This is a genomic window from Curtobacterium sp. Arg-1 (assembly GCF_025643395.1).
GTDB classification, from domain to species: domain Bacteria; phylum Actinomycetota; class Actinomycetes; order Actinomycetales; family Microbacteriaceae; genus Curtobacterium; species Curtobacterium poinsettiae.
In genome coordinates this window covers 3,030,966-3,046,251 of the sequence record NZ_CP095731.1, presented here as the reverse complement: position 1 = coordinate 3,046,251, position 15,286 = coordinate 3,030,966, and the positions used below count along the sequence as shown (strand labels likewise).

At 73.6% G+C, this 15,286-nt stretch carries 13 protein-coding genes; 3 read left to right on the top strand and 10 right to left on the bottom strand.

All coding sequences use genetic code 11. From position 1 onward, the window contains the following. Positions 1–6 precede the first annotated feature (6 nt). From MXD64_RS14550 to MXD64_RS14530, 5 genes are all read right to left on the bottom strand, one after another. Positions 7–2,178: an ArnT family glycosyltransferase gene (locus MXD64_RS14550; protein WP_263136689.1), complete on the bottom strand. Its 2,172-nt coding sequence runs from the start codon at positions 2,176–2,178 to the stop codon at positions 7–9. Positions 2,179–2,567: 389 nt separating this feature from the next. Continuing rightward, positions 2,568–3,380, bottom strand: coding sequence for a fructosamine kinase family protein (locus MXD64_RS14545; RefSeq protein WP_159556089.1), 813 nt, complete (start codon positions 3,378–3,380; stop codon positions 2,568–2,570). 53 nt (positions 3,381–3,433) lie between these two features. Continuing rightward, on the bottom strand, positions 3,434–4,159 hold the full coding sequence (locus tag MXD64_RS14540) for a response regulator transcription factor (RefSeq protein ID WP_042539892.1): 726 nt from the start codon (positions 4,157–4,159) through the stop codon (positions 3,434–3,436). Next, entirely contained in the window at positions 4,147–5,388 is a 1,242-nt protein-coding gene (locus MXD64_RS14535) for a sensor histidine kinase (RefSeq protein ID WP_263136688.1), read from the bottom strand. The genes MXD64_RS14540 and MXD64_RS14535 overlap by 13 nt, the downstream gene beginning before the upstream one ends. Positions 5,389–5,486: 98 nt before the next feature. After that, complete coding sequence (locus tag MXD64_RS14530) at positions 5,487–6,335, bottom strand: LysR family transcriptional regulator (protein ID WP_056070117.1); 849 nt, start codon at positions 6,333–6,335, stop codon at positions 5,487–5,489. A 71-nt stretch (positions 6,336–6,406) separates the two neighbouring features. On the opposite strand from MXD64_RS14530, the gene MXD64_RS14525 reads away from it, so the two are divergent. The 3 genes from MXD64_RS14525 (at position 6,407) to MXD64_RS14515 (ending at position 9,943) form a co-directional block, all read left to right on the top strand. Beyond that, positions 6,407–7,312, top strand: a complete 906-nt coding sequence (locus MXD64_RS14525) for a DMT family transporter (RefSeq protein WP_082046982.1) — start codon at positions 6,407–6,409, stop codon at positions 7,310–7,312. Between the two features lie 120 nt (positions 7,313–7,432). After that, positions 7,433–9,031 carry a long-chain-fatty-acid--CoA ligase gene (locus MXD64_RS14520; protein ID WP_071250437.1) on the top strand — a complete coding sequence of 533 codons (1,599 nt, stop codon included), beginning with the start codon at positions 7,433–7,435 and terminating at the stop codon, positions 9,029–9,031. Between the two features lie 42 nt (positions 9,032–9,073). Next, positions 9,074–9,943 carry a UbiA family prenyltransferase gene (locus tag MXD64_RS14515; protein WP_159556087.1) on the top strand — a complete coding sequence of 290 codons (870 nt, stop codon included), beginning with the start codon at positions 9,074–9,076 and terminating at the stop codon, positions 9,941–9,943. 9 nt (positions 9,944–9,952) lie between these two features. Here MXD64_RS14515 and MXD64_RS14510 read toward each other — a convergent pair whose 3' ends face one another. The 5 genes from MXD64_RS14510 to MXD64_RS14490 form a co-directional block, all read right to left on the bottom strand. Continuing rightward, positions 9,953–11,146 carry an FAD-dependent oxidoreductase gene (locus MXD64_RS14510; RefSeq protein WP_159556086.1) on the bottom strand — a complete coding sequence of 398 codons (1,194 nt, stop codon included), beginning with the start codon at positions 11,144–11,146 and terminating at the stop codon, positions 9,953–9,955. A gap of 57 nt (positions 11,147–11,203) precedes the next feature. Continuing rightward, positions 11,204–12,478 carry an acyltransferase family protein gene (locus MXD64_RS14505; RefSeq protein WP_263136687.1) on the bottom strand — a complete coding sequence of 425 codons (1,275 nt, stop codon included), beginning with the start codon at positions 12,476–12,478 and terminating at the stop codon, positions 11,204–11,206. A gap of 366 nt (positions 12,479–12,844) precedes the next feature. Further along, positions 12,845–14,143, bottom strand: a complete 1,299-nt coding sequence (locus MXD64_RS14500) for an NAD(P)/FAD-dependent oxidoreductase (protein WP_017886975.1) — start codon at positions 14,141–14,143, stop codon at positions 12,845–12,847. A 103-nt stretch (positions 14,144–14,246) separates the two neighbouring features. Further along, on the bottom strand, positions 14,247–14,795 hold the full coding sequence (locus MXD64_RS14495) for a dihydrofolate reductase family protein (protein WP_263136686.1): 549 nt from the start codon (positions 14,793–14,795) through the stop codon (positions 14,247–14,249). 21 nt (positions 14,796–14,816) lie between these two features. Beyond that, on the bottom strand, positions 14,817–15,236 hold the full coding sequence (locus tag MXD64_RS14490; RefSeq protein ID WP_214585140.1) for a hypothetical protein: 420 nt from the start codon (positions 15,234–15,236) through the stop codon (positions 14,817–14,819). Between the last annotated feature and the right edge of the window lie 50 nt (positions 15,237–15,286).

Here is a 15,286-nt window from a genome sequence, read left to right as displayed (position 1 = left end):
CGCCGGTCACTCCGTGCTGCTCAGGTCGTAGACGGTCTGGCCGCCGACCGTCGTCGACTCGTAGTTCGCCGCGACCCACTCCTGGATCGCCGACGCGGTCGAGGATCCGCCGCCCATCCCACCGCCGGAGCCGGACGAGACGTAGTACCCGATGTCGCCGTCGGCGACGGCGGCCTTGAACTGCGCGAGCGTCGGAGCCGGGTCGCTCGACCAGCCGCCGATCGCCATCACGGCGGTGTCGGTGTCGAGTTCGAGCTGCGCGGCCGACTGCGATCCGTTCACCGCGGCCGCCCACTTCGCGTCGGATGCCTCGAGCAGCTTCCGCAGCGCCGACGAGGTCGACGTGCCGCCGCCTGTGCCACCACCCCCGGCCTGGAGGCCCGTGCCCGACCCCGCCTCGGAGCCCGCGCCGTCGGGTCCCTCCGTCGTACCGCCCGGTGCCTGCCCGGTGGCGCCTTCCGGCGCCTCGCCGGAAGCGCCCTCCGGCGGGGTCCCGCCGGGACCCTGCTGGGAGTCGGACGTGCCGTCGGAGCCGCCGTCGTCGGAACCGGAGGCCGGTCCACCCGGTCCATCCGTGCCTCCCGGCATGCCACCGGTGCCACCGCCGCCCGTCCCACCGGAGCTGCTGCCCGCCGGACCGACGCTCGGGATCGAACCGGAGTGCGCGACGGTCGTCGTGGCGAGGGCGTAGGCGGTGGTGCCGGACAGCCCGAACAGGGTGCCGGCGAGGACGCCGACCGTGACGAGCCTGCGCAGCGACGGCACACTGCCGATGACGATCAGTGCCGCGGACAGCAGCCCACCGGCGAGCATCACCCAGCGGAGCCACGGCAGCCACGTCGGGTTCTCGTTCAGCAGGCACCAGCCCCAGAACGCGGTGACGCCGATCATCGCGGCGAGGCCGAGGCGGCCGAGGAAACGGGCTCGTGCGTGCCAGAGCAGGGCGCCGCCGGTTCCGACGAGTCCGGCGATGGCCGGGGCGAGGGCGACCGTGTAGTACGGGTGGATCGTGCCGGACATGTACGAGAACACCAGGCCGGTGACCAGGAGCCACCCGCCCCACAGGACGAGCCCGGCACGGGCGGGGTCGGCCAGGTGCCGGCGGCCGATGACGACCAGGCCGACGACCAGGGCGATGAGCGCCGCGGGCAGGAGCCACGAGATCTCGAGCCCCATCTCGGACGAGAACAGCCGGTTCAGGCCCGTCGAGCCACCGAAGGAGCCACCCGCGGTACCGCCGGTCATGCCGCCGCCTCCGCCACCGTTGCCCGAGCCGCCGAAGATCCGACCGAGGCCGTTGTAGCCGAACACCAGGTCGAGGACGGTGTTGTTCGTCGAGCCGCCGATGTACGGGCGGGACTCGGCGGGCCAGAGCCACACGGCGACGACCCACCAGCCGGCGGCCACCACGAGGGAGCCGGCGGCGACGACCAGGCCGATCACCCGCCGGCCCCATCCGGTGCGGGCGGCGAACAGGTACGCGAGGCCGAAGGCGGGCAGGACGAGCAGGCCCTGCAGCATCTTCGTCAGGAACGCGAAGCCCAGGGCGACCCCGGCGAGCGCGATCCACCTCCAGCTGCCCTTCGGCAGCGCCCGCACCGTGCAGTACGCGCCGGCGGTCATCAGCAGGACGAGCAGGGCGTCCGGGTTGTCGAAGCGGAACATCAGGGCCGCTGCCGGGGTCGCTGCGACGACGAAGCCCGCGAGCAGGGCGCCGACATTCGCGGTGGTGGCACCGAGCCGGGCCAGGGTGCGGCGGACCGTGCCCCAGACCAGGGCCACGGAACCGACGGCCATCAGCGCCTGGGGGAGCAGCAGACTGGTGCTCGAGAAGCCGAACAGCCGGGCCGACAGCACCATCACCCAGAGTGAGGCGGGTGGTTTGTCGACGGTGATGAAGTTCGACGAGTCGAGGGAGCCGAAGAAGAACGCCTCCCACGACTTCGTGCCGGCCTGCACGGCGGCGGCGTAGAAGCTGTTGGCGTACCCGGAGACGCTGAGGTCCCACAGGTACACCACGGCGGTCACGGTGAGGAGCGCCCAGAACGCGGGCCGGAGCCAGCGGGCGTCCTCGCGCTCGCCGAGGAACAGCCGGGCGAGGGGCGGGCGGCGCCGATCCCGCGCGGCACTGCGCGCGGGGTCGCGTCGGTCGGTCACGGGTACCGGGTAGGTGGTCATGTCGATGAGCATCCGGGGCGTTCCCCGACTGCTGCACTGTGCCGGCTGTGGGCGAGCTAAGGACGCACGGTGCGAGGTTGGCCGGCGGGGAGAGCGCGGGCGGCGCGGGCGCACGGTGCGCTGTCGTCCGGTCGGTGCGGGGTCGCCTGCTCGGTGCGCGGTTGTAGCGCTGCACGGGGCGGGCAACCTCGCACGATGTGAGCGAGGCCGCACGGTGCGCCGCTGGCACCGGGGTGGGCAACCTCGCACGGTGTGAGCGAGGCCGCACGGTGCGGCGCCGGCACCCGGGTGGGCAACCTCGCACGGGGTGAGCGAGGCCGCACGGTGCGCCGCTGGCACCGGGGTGGGCAACCTCGCACGGTGTGAGCGAGGCCGCACGGTGCGAGGGGTCAGGCGTACCGCTGCGCCGCCCGGAGCGCGGCCCCGGTGTACGAGCCGCCGAACAGGAACACGTGCAGCAGCAACGGCGCGAGCTGGTGGAGCTCGACGCGCTCCTGCCAGCCGTCGGCCAGCCGTGACTCCCGGTCGTAGGCGGCGAGCACCGTCTCGAGCCGGGGCAGCCCGAACAGCCCGAGCAGCGCCAGGTCGGTCTCCGCGTGCCCGCCGTGCGCGATCGGGTCGATGAGCACGGCGCCGGTGGGTTCGGACGAGTCCGTCGGCCAGAGCACGTTGCCGGCCCACAGGTCACCGTGCAGACGAGCGGGGCGGTCCCCGACGAGCGCGGGCTGCGGTGAACCGAGGGTGCCGTCCTGTACCCGCGACGCGACCCGCTCGAACACGGCGGCCTCGGCGTGGTCGAACCCGCCGGCGTCGACGATCCGGCGGACGAAGTCGCGGATCCGGTACTCGGCGAAGAACTCGCCCCAGGTCGCCGGTGCCTGTTCGGCTGCGACGAACGGCGTGCGCGAACGGCCCATCCGCAACGCCGCTCCTCGGGTCCAGCCGGCGGGAGGTGCGCCCCAGTGGTCGGCACCGGCGGCGTGCGTGTGGGCGAGCGATCGGCCGAACCGCTCGGCCTGGGCTGTGGTGGGGGAGCCGTCGGAGATCAGTTCGAGGTCGAGCACGGTCGGACTCGGGCACCCGAGCACGCGGGCGATGCGGGTGCCGCCGGCGTCCTCGGCCTCGGCGAGCCAGGCGAGCCCTGCGGCCTCGGCTGCCGCTTCGTCCGCGGTGGTGAACGTCTTCACGTGCGTCTCGGCCATCGGTCCATCCTGCCGAGCGGACATCGCCGACCGTTCAGACGACGCTCACCCGGTCACCCGGTGGGCTGTCCCCACCCCGTCCCGCCCCGCCGCGCCGCGTGCACGACGAGCGCGAGCTGCACCCGGTTCTCGACGCCGAACTTCTCGTACACGTGCCCGACGTGCGTCTTCACGGTGGCCAGGCCCACGTACAGCTCGGCGGCGATCTGCGCGTTCGACGCCCCGTTGGCCACGGCGAGCGCGACCTCGCGCTCGCGCTCGGTCAGCAGGGCGAGCAGTCGACGTTCCTCGGCACCGTCCGCAGCAGCGCCGCCCGTTCCACCGGCCGCGGGGCCCGAGCGCGGCCCGGCGGCGAACGCGATCACCCGGTCGAGCACCGAGGGGGACAGGATCGAGCGCCCGGACGCCACGGTCCGTACGGCCTGCACGAGTTCGTGCGGCGGGGTGTCCTTGAGCAGGAACCCACGGGCGCCGGCCTGCAGCGCTCCGAGCACGAGGTCGTCCCCCTCGAACGTGGTCAGCACCAGGACGGCCAGGTCGGGCCGCCGTCGCAGTTCGCGTTCGGTGGCGACGAGTCCGTCGCACCGGGGCATCCGGATGTCCATGAGCACGACGTCGGGCGCGGTCGCGGCGATGACGCCCTCGGCCTCGAGCCCGTCGCCCGCTTCGCCCACGACCACCAGACCGTCGTCGCCGCTGAGCAGCATGCGGAGCCCGACGCGGACGAGCTGGTCGTCGTCGACCAGGACGACCCGGACGGGAGCGGTCACGGCGTCCACGGCAGCACCGCCTCGACCACGTGCACGCGTCCGTCGTCGCTGCCGGCACGGAAGCTCCCGCCGACGAGTCGAGCGCGTTCGGCGAGCCCGCGCAGACCGTGCCCCGCGACGGAGCCGGCGGCGTGCCCGGCACCCTGCCCGGCGGCGTCGGCGTTCGTGCGCGCTGGCTCGTCGGTCAGCGTGTTCGACACCACCACCCGGATCGCCGGACCGCCGACGGTCTCGACGACTACGTCGACGGGCTGTCCGGGGGCGTGCCGACGGGCGTTCGTCAGCGCCTCCTGCACGATGCGGTACGCATGTCGCCCGACGGCAGTCGGCACCGCCGCGGCGTCGGAGTCGACGCGCGCCCGGACGGCCGCGCCCCCGGAACGGGCCTGGTCGAGCAGGGCGGGCAGGTCGACGAGTGTCGGCTGCGGAGGCGCGGTGCCGGTCACCTCGTCGCCGGCGTTCGCGGCCGGGTCGCGCAGCACCCCGAGCACGTCGCGCAGGTCGGTGAGCGCGGAGTGCGCTTCGGCCCGCACGACCCCGGCCGCTGCGGCGGTCTCGTCCGGGGTGAGCCCCGGGCCGCGGTACTCGAGTGCGCCGGCGTGCAGCGCGACGAGGGAGAGCCGGTGGCCCAGGACGTCGTGCATCTCGCGGGCGATGTGGGCGCGTTCCTGCTCGCGGGCGCGGTCCTCGCGCAGCTGCTGGTCGCGCTCGAGCAGGTCCGCGCGCTCGCGCAGGGAGAGCAGGAGCGCCCCGCGCTGCCCGATCCCGATGCCGATCGCGACGAGCAGGGCGATGCTGACGGTGCCTGCGAGCACGATCTGCCAGAACGGCACGGATTGGTCGGGGGCCAGGACGACGTCGTAGAGCACGGTGGCGCCGAGCAGCACCGCACCGACGACGGCGATCTCGACGGCACGGCGCCGGGTTGCGAGCGAGACCGTCGCGATCGCGGCCGACCCGACCGCCAGCGTCGACACCGAGCTGAGGGCACCGATGACGACCGTGACCACGAGCGGTGCCCGGTGCCGGAACGGCAGCAGGACGAGGGCGACCAGGCCCGCTCCCATGTCCCCGAGGATCAGGGCGCCGACGTGCAGGTCGCTCCAGCCGCGGGTGTCCGTCGTCGGCCACACCAGACCGGCGGTGAACAGCCCGGTCAGCGCCGCGACGGCCACGCGCCACGTCTGGGACCACACACGCTGCCCGAGGGGCACGGCGGGGAGCGCGGTCGAGGTCATGCCCCGAGCCTAGGGAGCCGCGTCGACGAGCGGATCCGCCGAAGGTCGGAGCCGCCGGAGCCGCCGGAGCCGCTCGACCGGCGACCCGCCCGCCCGCCTCAGACCGCGTCGACCAGCGCCCGCGCCAAGGGGTGCCACGCACGGGACGACGGCCCGCTCAGCACCAGGGTGCGCTCGAGCCGCCGGGCCATCGGGATCATCACGAGGTCCGGCGGCAGCATCCCGCGGCCCAGGGTCGGCACGATCGACACGCCCTCGCCCCGCTGGATCATCCCGAACATCGTGCTCATCTCGCGCACCCGGTGGGCGTACCGGAACGGCCGGCCGTCGAGTTCGTGGAGCTTCTGGACCTGGTACTCGCACCCGCCGCCGCCCGCCACCAGGCCGTCCTCGTGCAGGTCGTCGAGGGTGAGTGCTGGCAGCTCGGCGAGGGGGTGGTCGCGGCGGATCACCGCGGCCATCTCGTCCCGCGCGACGACCACGCCGCCGTCGGGCACCGGCGACGGGTCGACGAGCACGGCGGCGTCGACGGTGCCGGCCTCGAGCCACTCCGGCATCTCGTCGTCGTCCCCCTCGTAGACCTGCACGTCGACGTCCGGCAGGGTCACCGCCCACAGCTCGCGGAGCCGCGGCAGCAGCCCCTGGCAGACGGTGGGGACCGCGGCGAGGCGCACGGTGCCGCGCGCCGTGCCGGGCCGGACCACCGCCTCCAGGGCTTCGACCGAGGCGAGCACGCTGCGGGCGTGGGCCAGCAGGCGGTCGCCGAGCGGGGTGGGGGCGGCGACCGCGCCGCGGTGCACGACGGAGCCGCCGACCTCGCGCTCGAGCCCCGCGACGGCGTGCGACACCGCAGACTGGCCGACGCCCAGGGCGGCGGCCGCGGCGGTGAAGGACCCGGCGTCGAGCGTGGCGACGAACGCGCGCAGTTGCTGGACCGAGACGGTCATGCGTCCTCCTCATGTGGGCATGAGCGACATGCGTTTGCCGCATGTCGCTCGGTGGTCCGACACTAGGCCACGTGAACGCCCTCCTCTACGTCCTCGTCGCACTGACCTGGGGCTCGAGCTTCCTCTTCGCGAAGATCGGCCTCGACGGTCTCGCCCCGCAGCAGGTCGCCACCGTGCGGACCGTGCTCGGTGGGGTCACGCTCGTCGTGGTGCTCCTGGCGACCCGTCGGCGCTGGCCCCGGGAACCGCGGACCTGGGCGCACCTGGCGGTCGTCGCGGTGTTCCTCAACGCGGTGCCGTCGTCACTGATGGCGTGGGCGGAGCAGACGGTGCCGTCCGGCCTCGCGAGCATCTACAACGCGACGACCCCGATCATGACGCTGGCCGCGCTCGCGGTGCTCGTGCCGTCCGAACGCCTGCGCGGACGGCAGGTGCTCGGGATCGTGCTCGGCATCGTCGGGGTGCTCGTGCTGGTCGGCCCGTGGGACGTCCTGACCGACCCCGAGGTCCTGGCGAGCGTGCCGGGGCAGGTCGCACTGCTCGGCATGACCGCGTCCTACGGCATCGGGCTCGCCTACCTGCGGCGGGTGGCCGTGGCGAGCGCGTACGACCCGGTCACCTTGGCGACGGTCCAGCTGACGCTGGCCTCCGGGATGCTGCTGCTGGTCGCGCCCGTCATCGCGACCGGTCCGGTCGAGCTGGACGGGAGGATCGTGGCCGCGATGATCGCGCTCGGTTGCGTCGGCACGGGGCTGGCCTACGCCTGGAACACCCGGCTCGTGCAGGCGTGGGGCGCTGGTCGCGCCTCCACCGTCACCTACCTGACGCCGGTGGTCGGGGTGGCGCTCGGGGTGCTCGTGCTGGGGGAGCGGGTGCGGTGGAACGAACCCGTCGGCGGACTCGTCGTGCTGCTCGGGATCGCCCTGGCGTCCGGGGTCCTGGTGCGCCGGAAGGTCGCCGCGCCGACCGCTGCCTGACCGGACACCCGTGCGGCGACCGCCCCGGACGGGTGTCGTCGGAGCACGCGCGACGCGGCAGGACGAGCCGTAGGATCGGCTGCGACGACGACGAGGTCGTCGACGACGACGGAGACCGGCATGCACGACACCCACACCACCCGCGCGACCGCATCGGTCGCAGCGATCCTCGCCGAGTCGGCGGCACGGTACCCCGACGACGTCGCCGTCATCGTCGGCGACGTCCGCACCACCTACGCCGAGCTGTGGGCCCAGACCCTGTCCTACGCCGGAGCGCTCCGTGCGCGGGGCGTCACCGAGGGGTCGAAGGTCGCGATGCTCGTGCCGAACGTCGCGGACTTCCCCCGCGTCTACTACGCCACACTCGCCCTCGGCGCGGTGGCCGTGCCCGTGCACGCCCTGCTGAAACGCCGCGAGATCGAGTACGTCCTGCGCGACAGCGGGGCCACGTTGCTCGTCTGCGCCGCACCGCTGCTCGGCGAAGGTGCTGCCGGCGCCGAGCTGGCCGGGGTCGACGTGGTGACCGTGCTCGCGCCGGCCCCTGCGCAGGCTCCGACCGGCGACCAGTCCGCGGCCGGCCCCGACCGGCTCGAGGCCCTGGCCGCGCAGAGCGAACCGCTCGACACCTACGTCCCCAGGCACCCGTTCGACACCGCGACCATCCTGTACACGAGCGGCACCACCGGCCAGCCCAAGGGTGCCGAGGGGTCGCACTTCGCACTGCTCGAACAGGTCAACACCAACCTGATGACCACGTTCGACATGCACCGCGGCGACGTCCTGCTCGGCGCGCTGCCGCTGTTCCACACGTTCGGGCAGACCTGCACGATGAACACCGGGTTCCGCACCGGCGCGACGCTGGTCATGCTGCCGAAGTTCGACGGCGACTCGGCGCTCGCCGCGATGGTCGAGCACGGCTGCGGCATCTTCATGGGCGTCCCGACGATGTACATGGCGCTGCTCGACGCCGCGACCCGGTCCGAGGCCCGTCCGACGCTCCGGTACGCGATCTCCGGTGGTGCCTCGCTGCCGCTGGCGGTGCTCGAGCGGTTCGAGCAGGTCTTCGACGCCCCGATCCACGAGGGGTACGGCCTGACCGAGACCTCGCCGGTCGCCACCTTCAACCACGTCGGACAGCCGCCGCGGCCCGGCACGATCGGCACGCCGGTGTGGGGCGTCGACGTCGAGATCGCCGACCCCGAGGTCCGCGACGCGATCGTCATGCTGCCGCACGGTGCGATCGGCGAGCTCGTGATCCGCGGCCACAACCTGATGAACGGGTACCTCGACCGGCCCGAGGACACCGCGGAGGCCATCGTCGACGGGTGGTTCCGCACCGGCGACCTGGGCACGAAGGACGACGACGGCTACCTGACGATCGTCGACCGCACCAAGGACATGATCATCCGCAACGGCTACAACGTGTACCCCCGCCAGGTCGAGGAGGTGCTCGCCACCCACCCCGACGTGGCGATGGCCGCGGTGTTCGGCGTGCCGCACGCGGTGCACGGGCAGGAGATCGAGGCGGCGGTGGTCCTGCGCTCCGGCGCGACCGTCGAGCCGCAGGTCCTGGTCGACTTCGTCGCCGCTGAGATCGCCGCGTACAAGTACCCCCGGGTCGTGCACGTCCTCGACGCGCTGCCGCTCGGCCCGAGCGGCAAGGTGCTCAAGCGCGAGCTCGTCGACCGCTTCGGCGTCGAGGTGACCGCGGTCCCGTGACCGGCCCCACGACCGCGCAGGAGCGTTCCGTACGCTGACCGGGTGACCGCCAGCAGCGCCCCGTCGACCGCACGACTGCTCTTCGCGTCGTCGCACCCCGGGCCGACCGTCACCGTGACCGTCCTCGCCGCGGTGGTCGCCGCCGCCGTCGGACACCCGGTGTGGCTCGTGGCCCTGGTGGCGCTGACGGTCGTCGCCGGGCAGCTGTCCATCGGGCTGGCGAACGACTGGATCGACGCGGACCGCGACCGGGCCGTCGGACGGCGCGACAAGCCCGTGGCCCGCGGCCTCATCGCCGTCGGCACCGTCCGTACCGCCGCGTACGCCAGCGCCGGGATCGCCGTGGTGCTCTCGCTGTTCCTCGGGCCGGTCGCCGCGGTCGCGCACCTCGTGCTGGTCGCCGCCGGGTGGGCCTACGACGCCGGCCTGAAGCGTTCGGTGTGGTCGGTGGCGCCGTTCATCGTCGCCTTCGGGCTGTTGCCCGTCGTGTCCGTCGCGGCCGGGCCCGAGGGACAGTGGCCGACGTGGTGGGCGATCGCGACGGGGGCCGTCTTCGGCATCGCGATCCACTGCACCAACGTGCTGCCCGACCTGGTCGACGACGCCGCCACCGGTGTCCGGGGGTTCCCGCACCGGCTCGGGCTCCGCGGCGCGGGGATCGTCGCGTTCGCCTCGCTCGTCGTCGCGGCCGCCCTGGTGCTCGGCGGACAGGTGCTCGGTGACGACCCGGTGCGGGGCGTCGGGGTCGTGCTCGCGGTCCTCGGTGCCGTCGTGGTGCTCGTCCTCGCCGTCGTCGGCGTGCGGCTGGTGCTCGCGGGACGGGCGTCGCGCACCCTGTTCCGGCTGGTCATCGCGTCGTCGCTCGTGCTCGTCGTCGAGCTCGGCTTCGCGGGCGCGCGACTCGTCGCCTGACGTGAGCCGTCAGGCCCAGCGCATCGCGTAGAGCCGGGCCAAGCCGTGCGCGGTCGGCAGCGACAGGGCGGTCCGGAGCAGCGCCTCCCGTCCGGTCGTGCTGACGGGGCCGAGCGGACGACCGAGCGCCATGTTCGCCTCGGCCTGGCGAGCCGCACGACGGGCGGCTGCCTGGCGGCGGGCGGCGTAGCCCGGCCACGGCCCGGCCGTGCCGGTGCGGACCGCTCCGGCGAGCAGCGGCGCCAACTCGGCGGCGTCGAGCCACCCGAGGTTCATGCCCTGCCCGCCGATCGGGCTGATCTCGTGTGCGGCGTCCCCGACGAGCACGACCCGGCCGGCACCGACGCGGTCGGCCGTGCGGCGACGCACCCGGAAGCCGCTGGTCATCGAGCAGGTCGCCGGGTCGGGGACGACACCGGTGCGCTCCGCGACGAGTGCCGCGAGACGGGCGACGAGCGCGGGGTCCGGGTCGCCCGTCGCGCCGCGTTCCGCTGCGGCGAACGCTGCGTCGTCCGGCACCAGTGCCACGTACCGGCGACGCGCGCCCGGCAGCGGGAAGGACTCGACCACGCCGTCCGGGCCCACGTCGACCAGCGCGGCGGACCGGGCCGACGGAGCCTCGGGGTCGGCGAAGTCGCCCATCACGTAGCGGTCCGGGTACTCGCGTCCGGTCGTTCCGATGCCGAGCAGGTCACGGACGACGCTCCGAGCGCCGTCCGCACCGACGACGAAGGCCGCACGGACCGTCACCACGTCGCCGTCCGGCCCGGTCCCGGTGGCATCGACGTGGTCGGTGTGCCGGGTCAGGGCGGTCAGGGCGGTCCCGGTACGCAGGGCCTCCGGCGCACCGGTGTGGAGCCGGTCGCGGAGCAGGGACTCGGTGCGGTGCTGGTCGAGGGTCGCCACGTACGGGTGGGTCGGCGAAGCCCGGTCGAAGCGCAGCGTGCCGAGGGTCCGACCGCGGCTCCTGGCCACCCCTGCACGGACGAGCGACGCCTCGGCGAGCACCGCGGTGTCCAGGCCGATCGCGGCGAACGCGTCGAGGGACGGCGGGTGGATGCCGATGGCCCGCGAACCGGTCGGCGGCTCCGCGCGGCGTTCCCACACCCGGACGTCGACGCCCCGCGCCGCGAGGAGCGCCGCCACGAACAGCCCGACGGGTCCGCCGCCGACGACGAGGACGTCCGTCCGTTCCGAGTGCACGGGGGCGAGCCTACGGTCGGCGTGCGCCGGGGCACTCAGTGAGCAGAAGGCGTCGGGTCAGCGCGCCGTACCCGACGTCTTCTGCTCACTCGACGGCGCGAGCGCGGGCGCAGGCACAGGTGCGGCCGCAGGCATCGGCGCGGATGCGCTGCGTGCCGCACGAGCCCGCGCGCGGAACCGCTCGACGGGCACCTCGACGGCGTACGCGGCACCGATCGACACGATCACCACGGCGCCGACCAGGCCGACCGTGCCCCAGGGGCCGATCGCGAAGGTGCCGAGCAGCGCGATCACCAGCGGGTGCCAGAGGTACGCCGAGTACGACACCCGGCGGCCGAACCACGACACCGGCGTCCACCCCAGGGCCGCGGACACGGGGGACCGGACCGAGACCAGGCCGCCGATCGCCACCGCCGAGACCAGTCCGGTCGCCGGCAGCACGATCCCGAACGTCGACGCGTGCTCGGTCCAGTCGTCGTCGATGCCGAGCAGCACCGCGACCAGCAGCACGAGGCCGACCCAGGTCGCCAGGTGCCCCAGGACCCCGGCGGCCCGCACCCGCACGCGTTCGTCGTCGAGCAGCAGGGCGAGTCCGCAGCCGATCGCGAGCGGCACCACCCCGAGCACGGGCGAGAAGTAGACGTCGGGCGTGGTCCCGCCGCTCGGGGTCCGGTAGCTCGCCCACGACACCGCCGACGCCCCGACGACCAGGACGCCGAGCCCCGCGAGGAGCCAGCGACGCCGCACCCTGAGCGCGGCCAGCAGCACCAGGACCGGAGGCCACACCAGGTAGAACTGCTCCTCCATCGACAGGCTCCACGTGTGCGCGAAGACGCCCTGCGAGGTGTCCCAGAAGGCGCGGAACAGGTTGCCCGTGTAGGTCAGCGCGATGAACGCCGCTTCGCCGGAGTGCAGTGACGCGCCCTTGTAGTCACCGACCCAGTTCCAGAGCAGCAGCCCGACCACGACGAGCGCCAGCAGCGCCGGGTACAGGCGCAGCAGCCGCTTCACCCAGAACGACCCGAGGCGCACCCGCCCGGTGCGGCGCCGTTCGCCGAGCAGCAGCGTCGTGATGAGGAACCCGGAGAGCACGAAGAAGACCGTGACCCCGATGAAGCCGCCCTCGAACTGCGGCACGTGCAGGTGGTACAGGACGACGACCAGGATGGCGAGCGTCCGGAGTCCGTCGAGCGCGGGCGCACGGTGCGTCAGCGGGGGCGGCGGAGCCTCGGGCGTACCGGTTCCGGCGCGTGCCGGGGTGGCCGTGCGGTGCTGCGGTCGCGCCGGTGTCGGCGCGTGCGTCGGCGCGTGTGTCAGCGTCGTCGTCGACATGGTCCCTCCCCGCGCTGCTCGGTTGCGTGTCGCCGACCAGGGTGCCTCTCGCGGGTAAGAGGAGGCTCAACGAGCGGGGTGTACCAGGCTCGTCAGTGTCGACGCCGAACGTGTGACCGTCGCGCTGCGCGCACAGCGACCATGTCGCTGTCGTACGACGGCGACATGGTCGTTCCGCGTCGGCGCCAGCCCCGCGCACCACGCGTCGGCCGGGAGGCCCGTGGCCAGCCCGCACCGCGCCTCCAGACCGTCGCGCCCAACGTCCGCCGCACGCACACCGTGAGCAGGAACGGTCGGGTCCGACGTGCGGACCCGACCGTTCCTGCTCACGAAGCGAGCGCGCGAGCGCGCGAGTGGACTCGGCGGCTACTCGGCCTTCTGCAGCTGCCAGGGGTCCGGCTCGCGGTCGCCGTTCGGGCGCACCGGGCGGACGTCGCCGACGATCGGGATCGAGCGCTTCCGCATGAACCACACGTAGCGGACGAAGAAGTGCGTCAGGGTCGACATCCGGTTGCCGGCGCCGAGCAGGCTCGTGATGTGCACGAACACCCAGGCGAGCCAGGCGACCGGGCCGACCATCGTGATCCCGCCGCGCAGCTGGGCGACCGCGGCGTTCGTGCCGATCGTCGCCATGGTGCCCTTGTCGAAGTACTTGAAGCGCTCGGTGGCCTTGCCCTCGAGCAGGCGCACGATCTGCCGCGCCGAGTGCCGTCCGCCCTGCAGTGCGGGCTGGGCGAGCTGGGCGAGGGCGTCGTCCTGCGCGGCGATGTCGCCGGCGGAGAAGATGCGCTCGGCGCCCTTCACGCTCAGGTCGTCGTTCACCTGGATGCGGCCGCCGTGGGTCTGCGGCAGGCCCCAGCCGGAGACCTCCTTGTGGGCGGCGACACCGGTCGCCCAGACGACCTGCGACGCGGGGATGAACTCGCCGTCCGCCGTCATCACGCCGTCGGGCTTGACCTCGGAGACGCCGGTGTTCAGCCGGAGCACGACGCCGCGCTTCCGCAGCACCTTGGCGGCGTAGCGACGCAGGCGCGGGGCGAACGGCTTGAGCAGCTCACCACTGCGGTGCACGAGCGTGATGGAGATGTTGCCCCGCTCGATCTCCGGGTACGCGCCGACGAGGGCCTGGTCGCGGAGCTCGGCGAGCGCGCCGGCCATCTCGACGCCGGTCGCGCCGCCGCCGACGATGACGATGCGGATCTCGTCGGGGCCCTGGTTCGCCGCCGCCTCTTCGAGTCGGGTGAACAGCTCGTCGCGGATGCGGAGCGCCTGCGAGCGGGAGTACATCGAGTACGCGTACTCGTACGCGCCGGGGGTGCCGAAGTAGCTCGTGTTCACGCCGTTGGCGAGGATCAGGTAGTCGTAGTGCAGGTGTTCGCCGTCGGACATCTCGGCGATGCGCTCGTCGGTGCGGATGCCGGTGAGCAGGCCGTGGCGGAACTCCGCGTTCGACTGCCGGGCACGGAGCGAGCGCAGGAAGTACGTCACGTCGCCGGCGTTCAGGCCGCCCGTCGCCACCTGGTACATCAGGGGCTGGAACATGTTGTAGACGTGGCGGTCGACCAGGGTCACCCGGACCGGCGCGTCGGCGAGCTCCCGCATGGCGGCCACACCGGCGAATCCACCGCCGACGATGACGACGTGCGGGCGGGTGTCCTGGGTCATGCTTGCTCCGGTGTTCCTCGGGTGCGTGTGGTCACCCACGAGGGTACGCGCGGTTCGGCAGGGCGCATGACGGGCAGGGGCCGGGAGGCCCGTGGTGCGTCCGTCAGGCGTCGAACCGCCCGTAGGTGTTCAGCACGTTCCCCTTGCTCGTCACGGTGCTGTCGACCAGACGCAGGCGCGTGGGCGGGTCGGTCGGTTCGAACAGCCGCCGGCCACGGCCGGCGATCGCCGGGTGGATCATGAGCTGCAGTTCGTCGAGGACCCCGGCGAACAGCAGGCTGCGGACGAGCGTGACACTGCCGCACACGGCGATGTCGGCTCCGTCGCGCTGCTGCAGGTCGCGGACGAACGCGGGGACGTCGCCCGGGATCCGGGTGCTGTTCTGCCAGGTCAGGTCGTCGCCGAGCGTGGTGGAGGCGACGTGCTTCTCGATCGGGTTGATCCACTGCCCGAACGGGTCCTCCGGGTGGGCCGGCCACCACTCGGACCACTCGAGGTAGCTGTTCCGGCCGAGCAGCACGGTGTCGGTGCGGGCCGTGAAGGCACCCACCGCGGCACCGAGCTCGGCGTCGAAGCTGTCGTACTGGAACTCGTAGGGGTCCTGCACGACGCCGTCGACCGACGTGAACAGACCGGCAGTGGTCTTCCGCATGGTCCGGATCGTACCCGCCGCTCAGCTCCCGGTGCCGTTGCCCGGGAACCGGTCCGTGCCCGGCACCCGGGTCGTGGACTGTGACCGATCGGCGCCGATCGCGTGGCCGACGGCGAACCCGACGCCGCCACCGACGAGCAACGCTGCGAGTGCGACGACGGCGGCGAGCAGCGGCCAGAACCACGGGGGCTTCGGGCCGGTGCTCCGGCGGTTGCCCGGGGCTCCGGCGCCGTACCAGGGGGTGGTGCCGTTCGGGGCGCCGGGGTTCCAGGCTCCGGTGTCGGCGCGGTACGGCTGCGGCTGCTGTTGTTGCGCGAGCGCGGGCCCGTCGAGCGTGGCGGTCGACGTCGGGGTGGCGTCCCAGCCGGTCGGCGTCGTCGCCCGGTTCGCCGGGACGGAGCCGTCCGGTTCGTGGCCGTTGGTGGGAGTGGTGTCGCTCATGCCAGCACTCCACACGGCCCGGCTGTGGGCAGCCGATGACCAGGCTGACC

What these genes read in the sequence shown, in the direction of transcription:
- MXD64_RS14550 (WP_263136689.1), bottom strand. Translation starts at nt 2,178, where the DNA reads ATGACCACCTACCCGGTACCCGTGACCGACCGACGCGACCCCGCGCGC.
- MXD64_RS14545 (WP_159556089.1), bottom strand. Translation starts at nt 3,380, where the DNA reads ATGGCCGAGACGCACGTGAAGACGTTCACCACCGCGGACGAAGCGGCA.
- MXD64_RS14535 (WP_263136688.1), bottom strand. Translation starts at nt 5,388, where the DNA reads ATGACCTCGACCGCGCTCCCCGCCGTGCCCCTCGGGCAGCGTGTGTGG.
- MXD64_RS14530 (WP_056070117.1), bottom strand. Translation starts at nt 6,335, where the DNA reads ATGACCGTCTCGGTCCAGCAACTGCGCGCGTTCGTCGCCACGCTCGAC.
- MXD64_RS14520 (WP_071250437.1), top strand. Translation starts at nt 7,433, where the DNA reads ATGCACGACACCCACACCACCCGCGCGACCGCATCGGTCGCAGCGATC.
- MXD64_RS14505 (WP_263136687.1), bottom strand. Translation starts at nt 12,478, where the DNA reads ATGTCGACGACGACGCTGACACACGCGCCGACGCACGCGCCGACACCG.
- MXD64_RS14500 (WP_017886975.1), bottom strand. Translation starts at nt 14,143, where the DNA reads ATGACCCAGGACACCCGCCCGCACGTCGTCATCGTCGGCGGTGGATTC.
- MXD64_RS14495 (WP_263136686.1), bottom strand. Translation starts at nt 14,795, where the DNA reads ATGCGGAAGACCACTGCCGGTCTGTTCACGTCGGTCGACGGCGTCGTG.
- MXD64_RS14490 (WP_214585140.1), bottom strand. Translation starts at nt 15,236, where the DNA reads ATGAGCGACACCACTCCCACCAACGGCCACGAACCGGACGGCTCCGTC.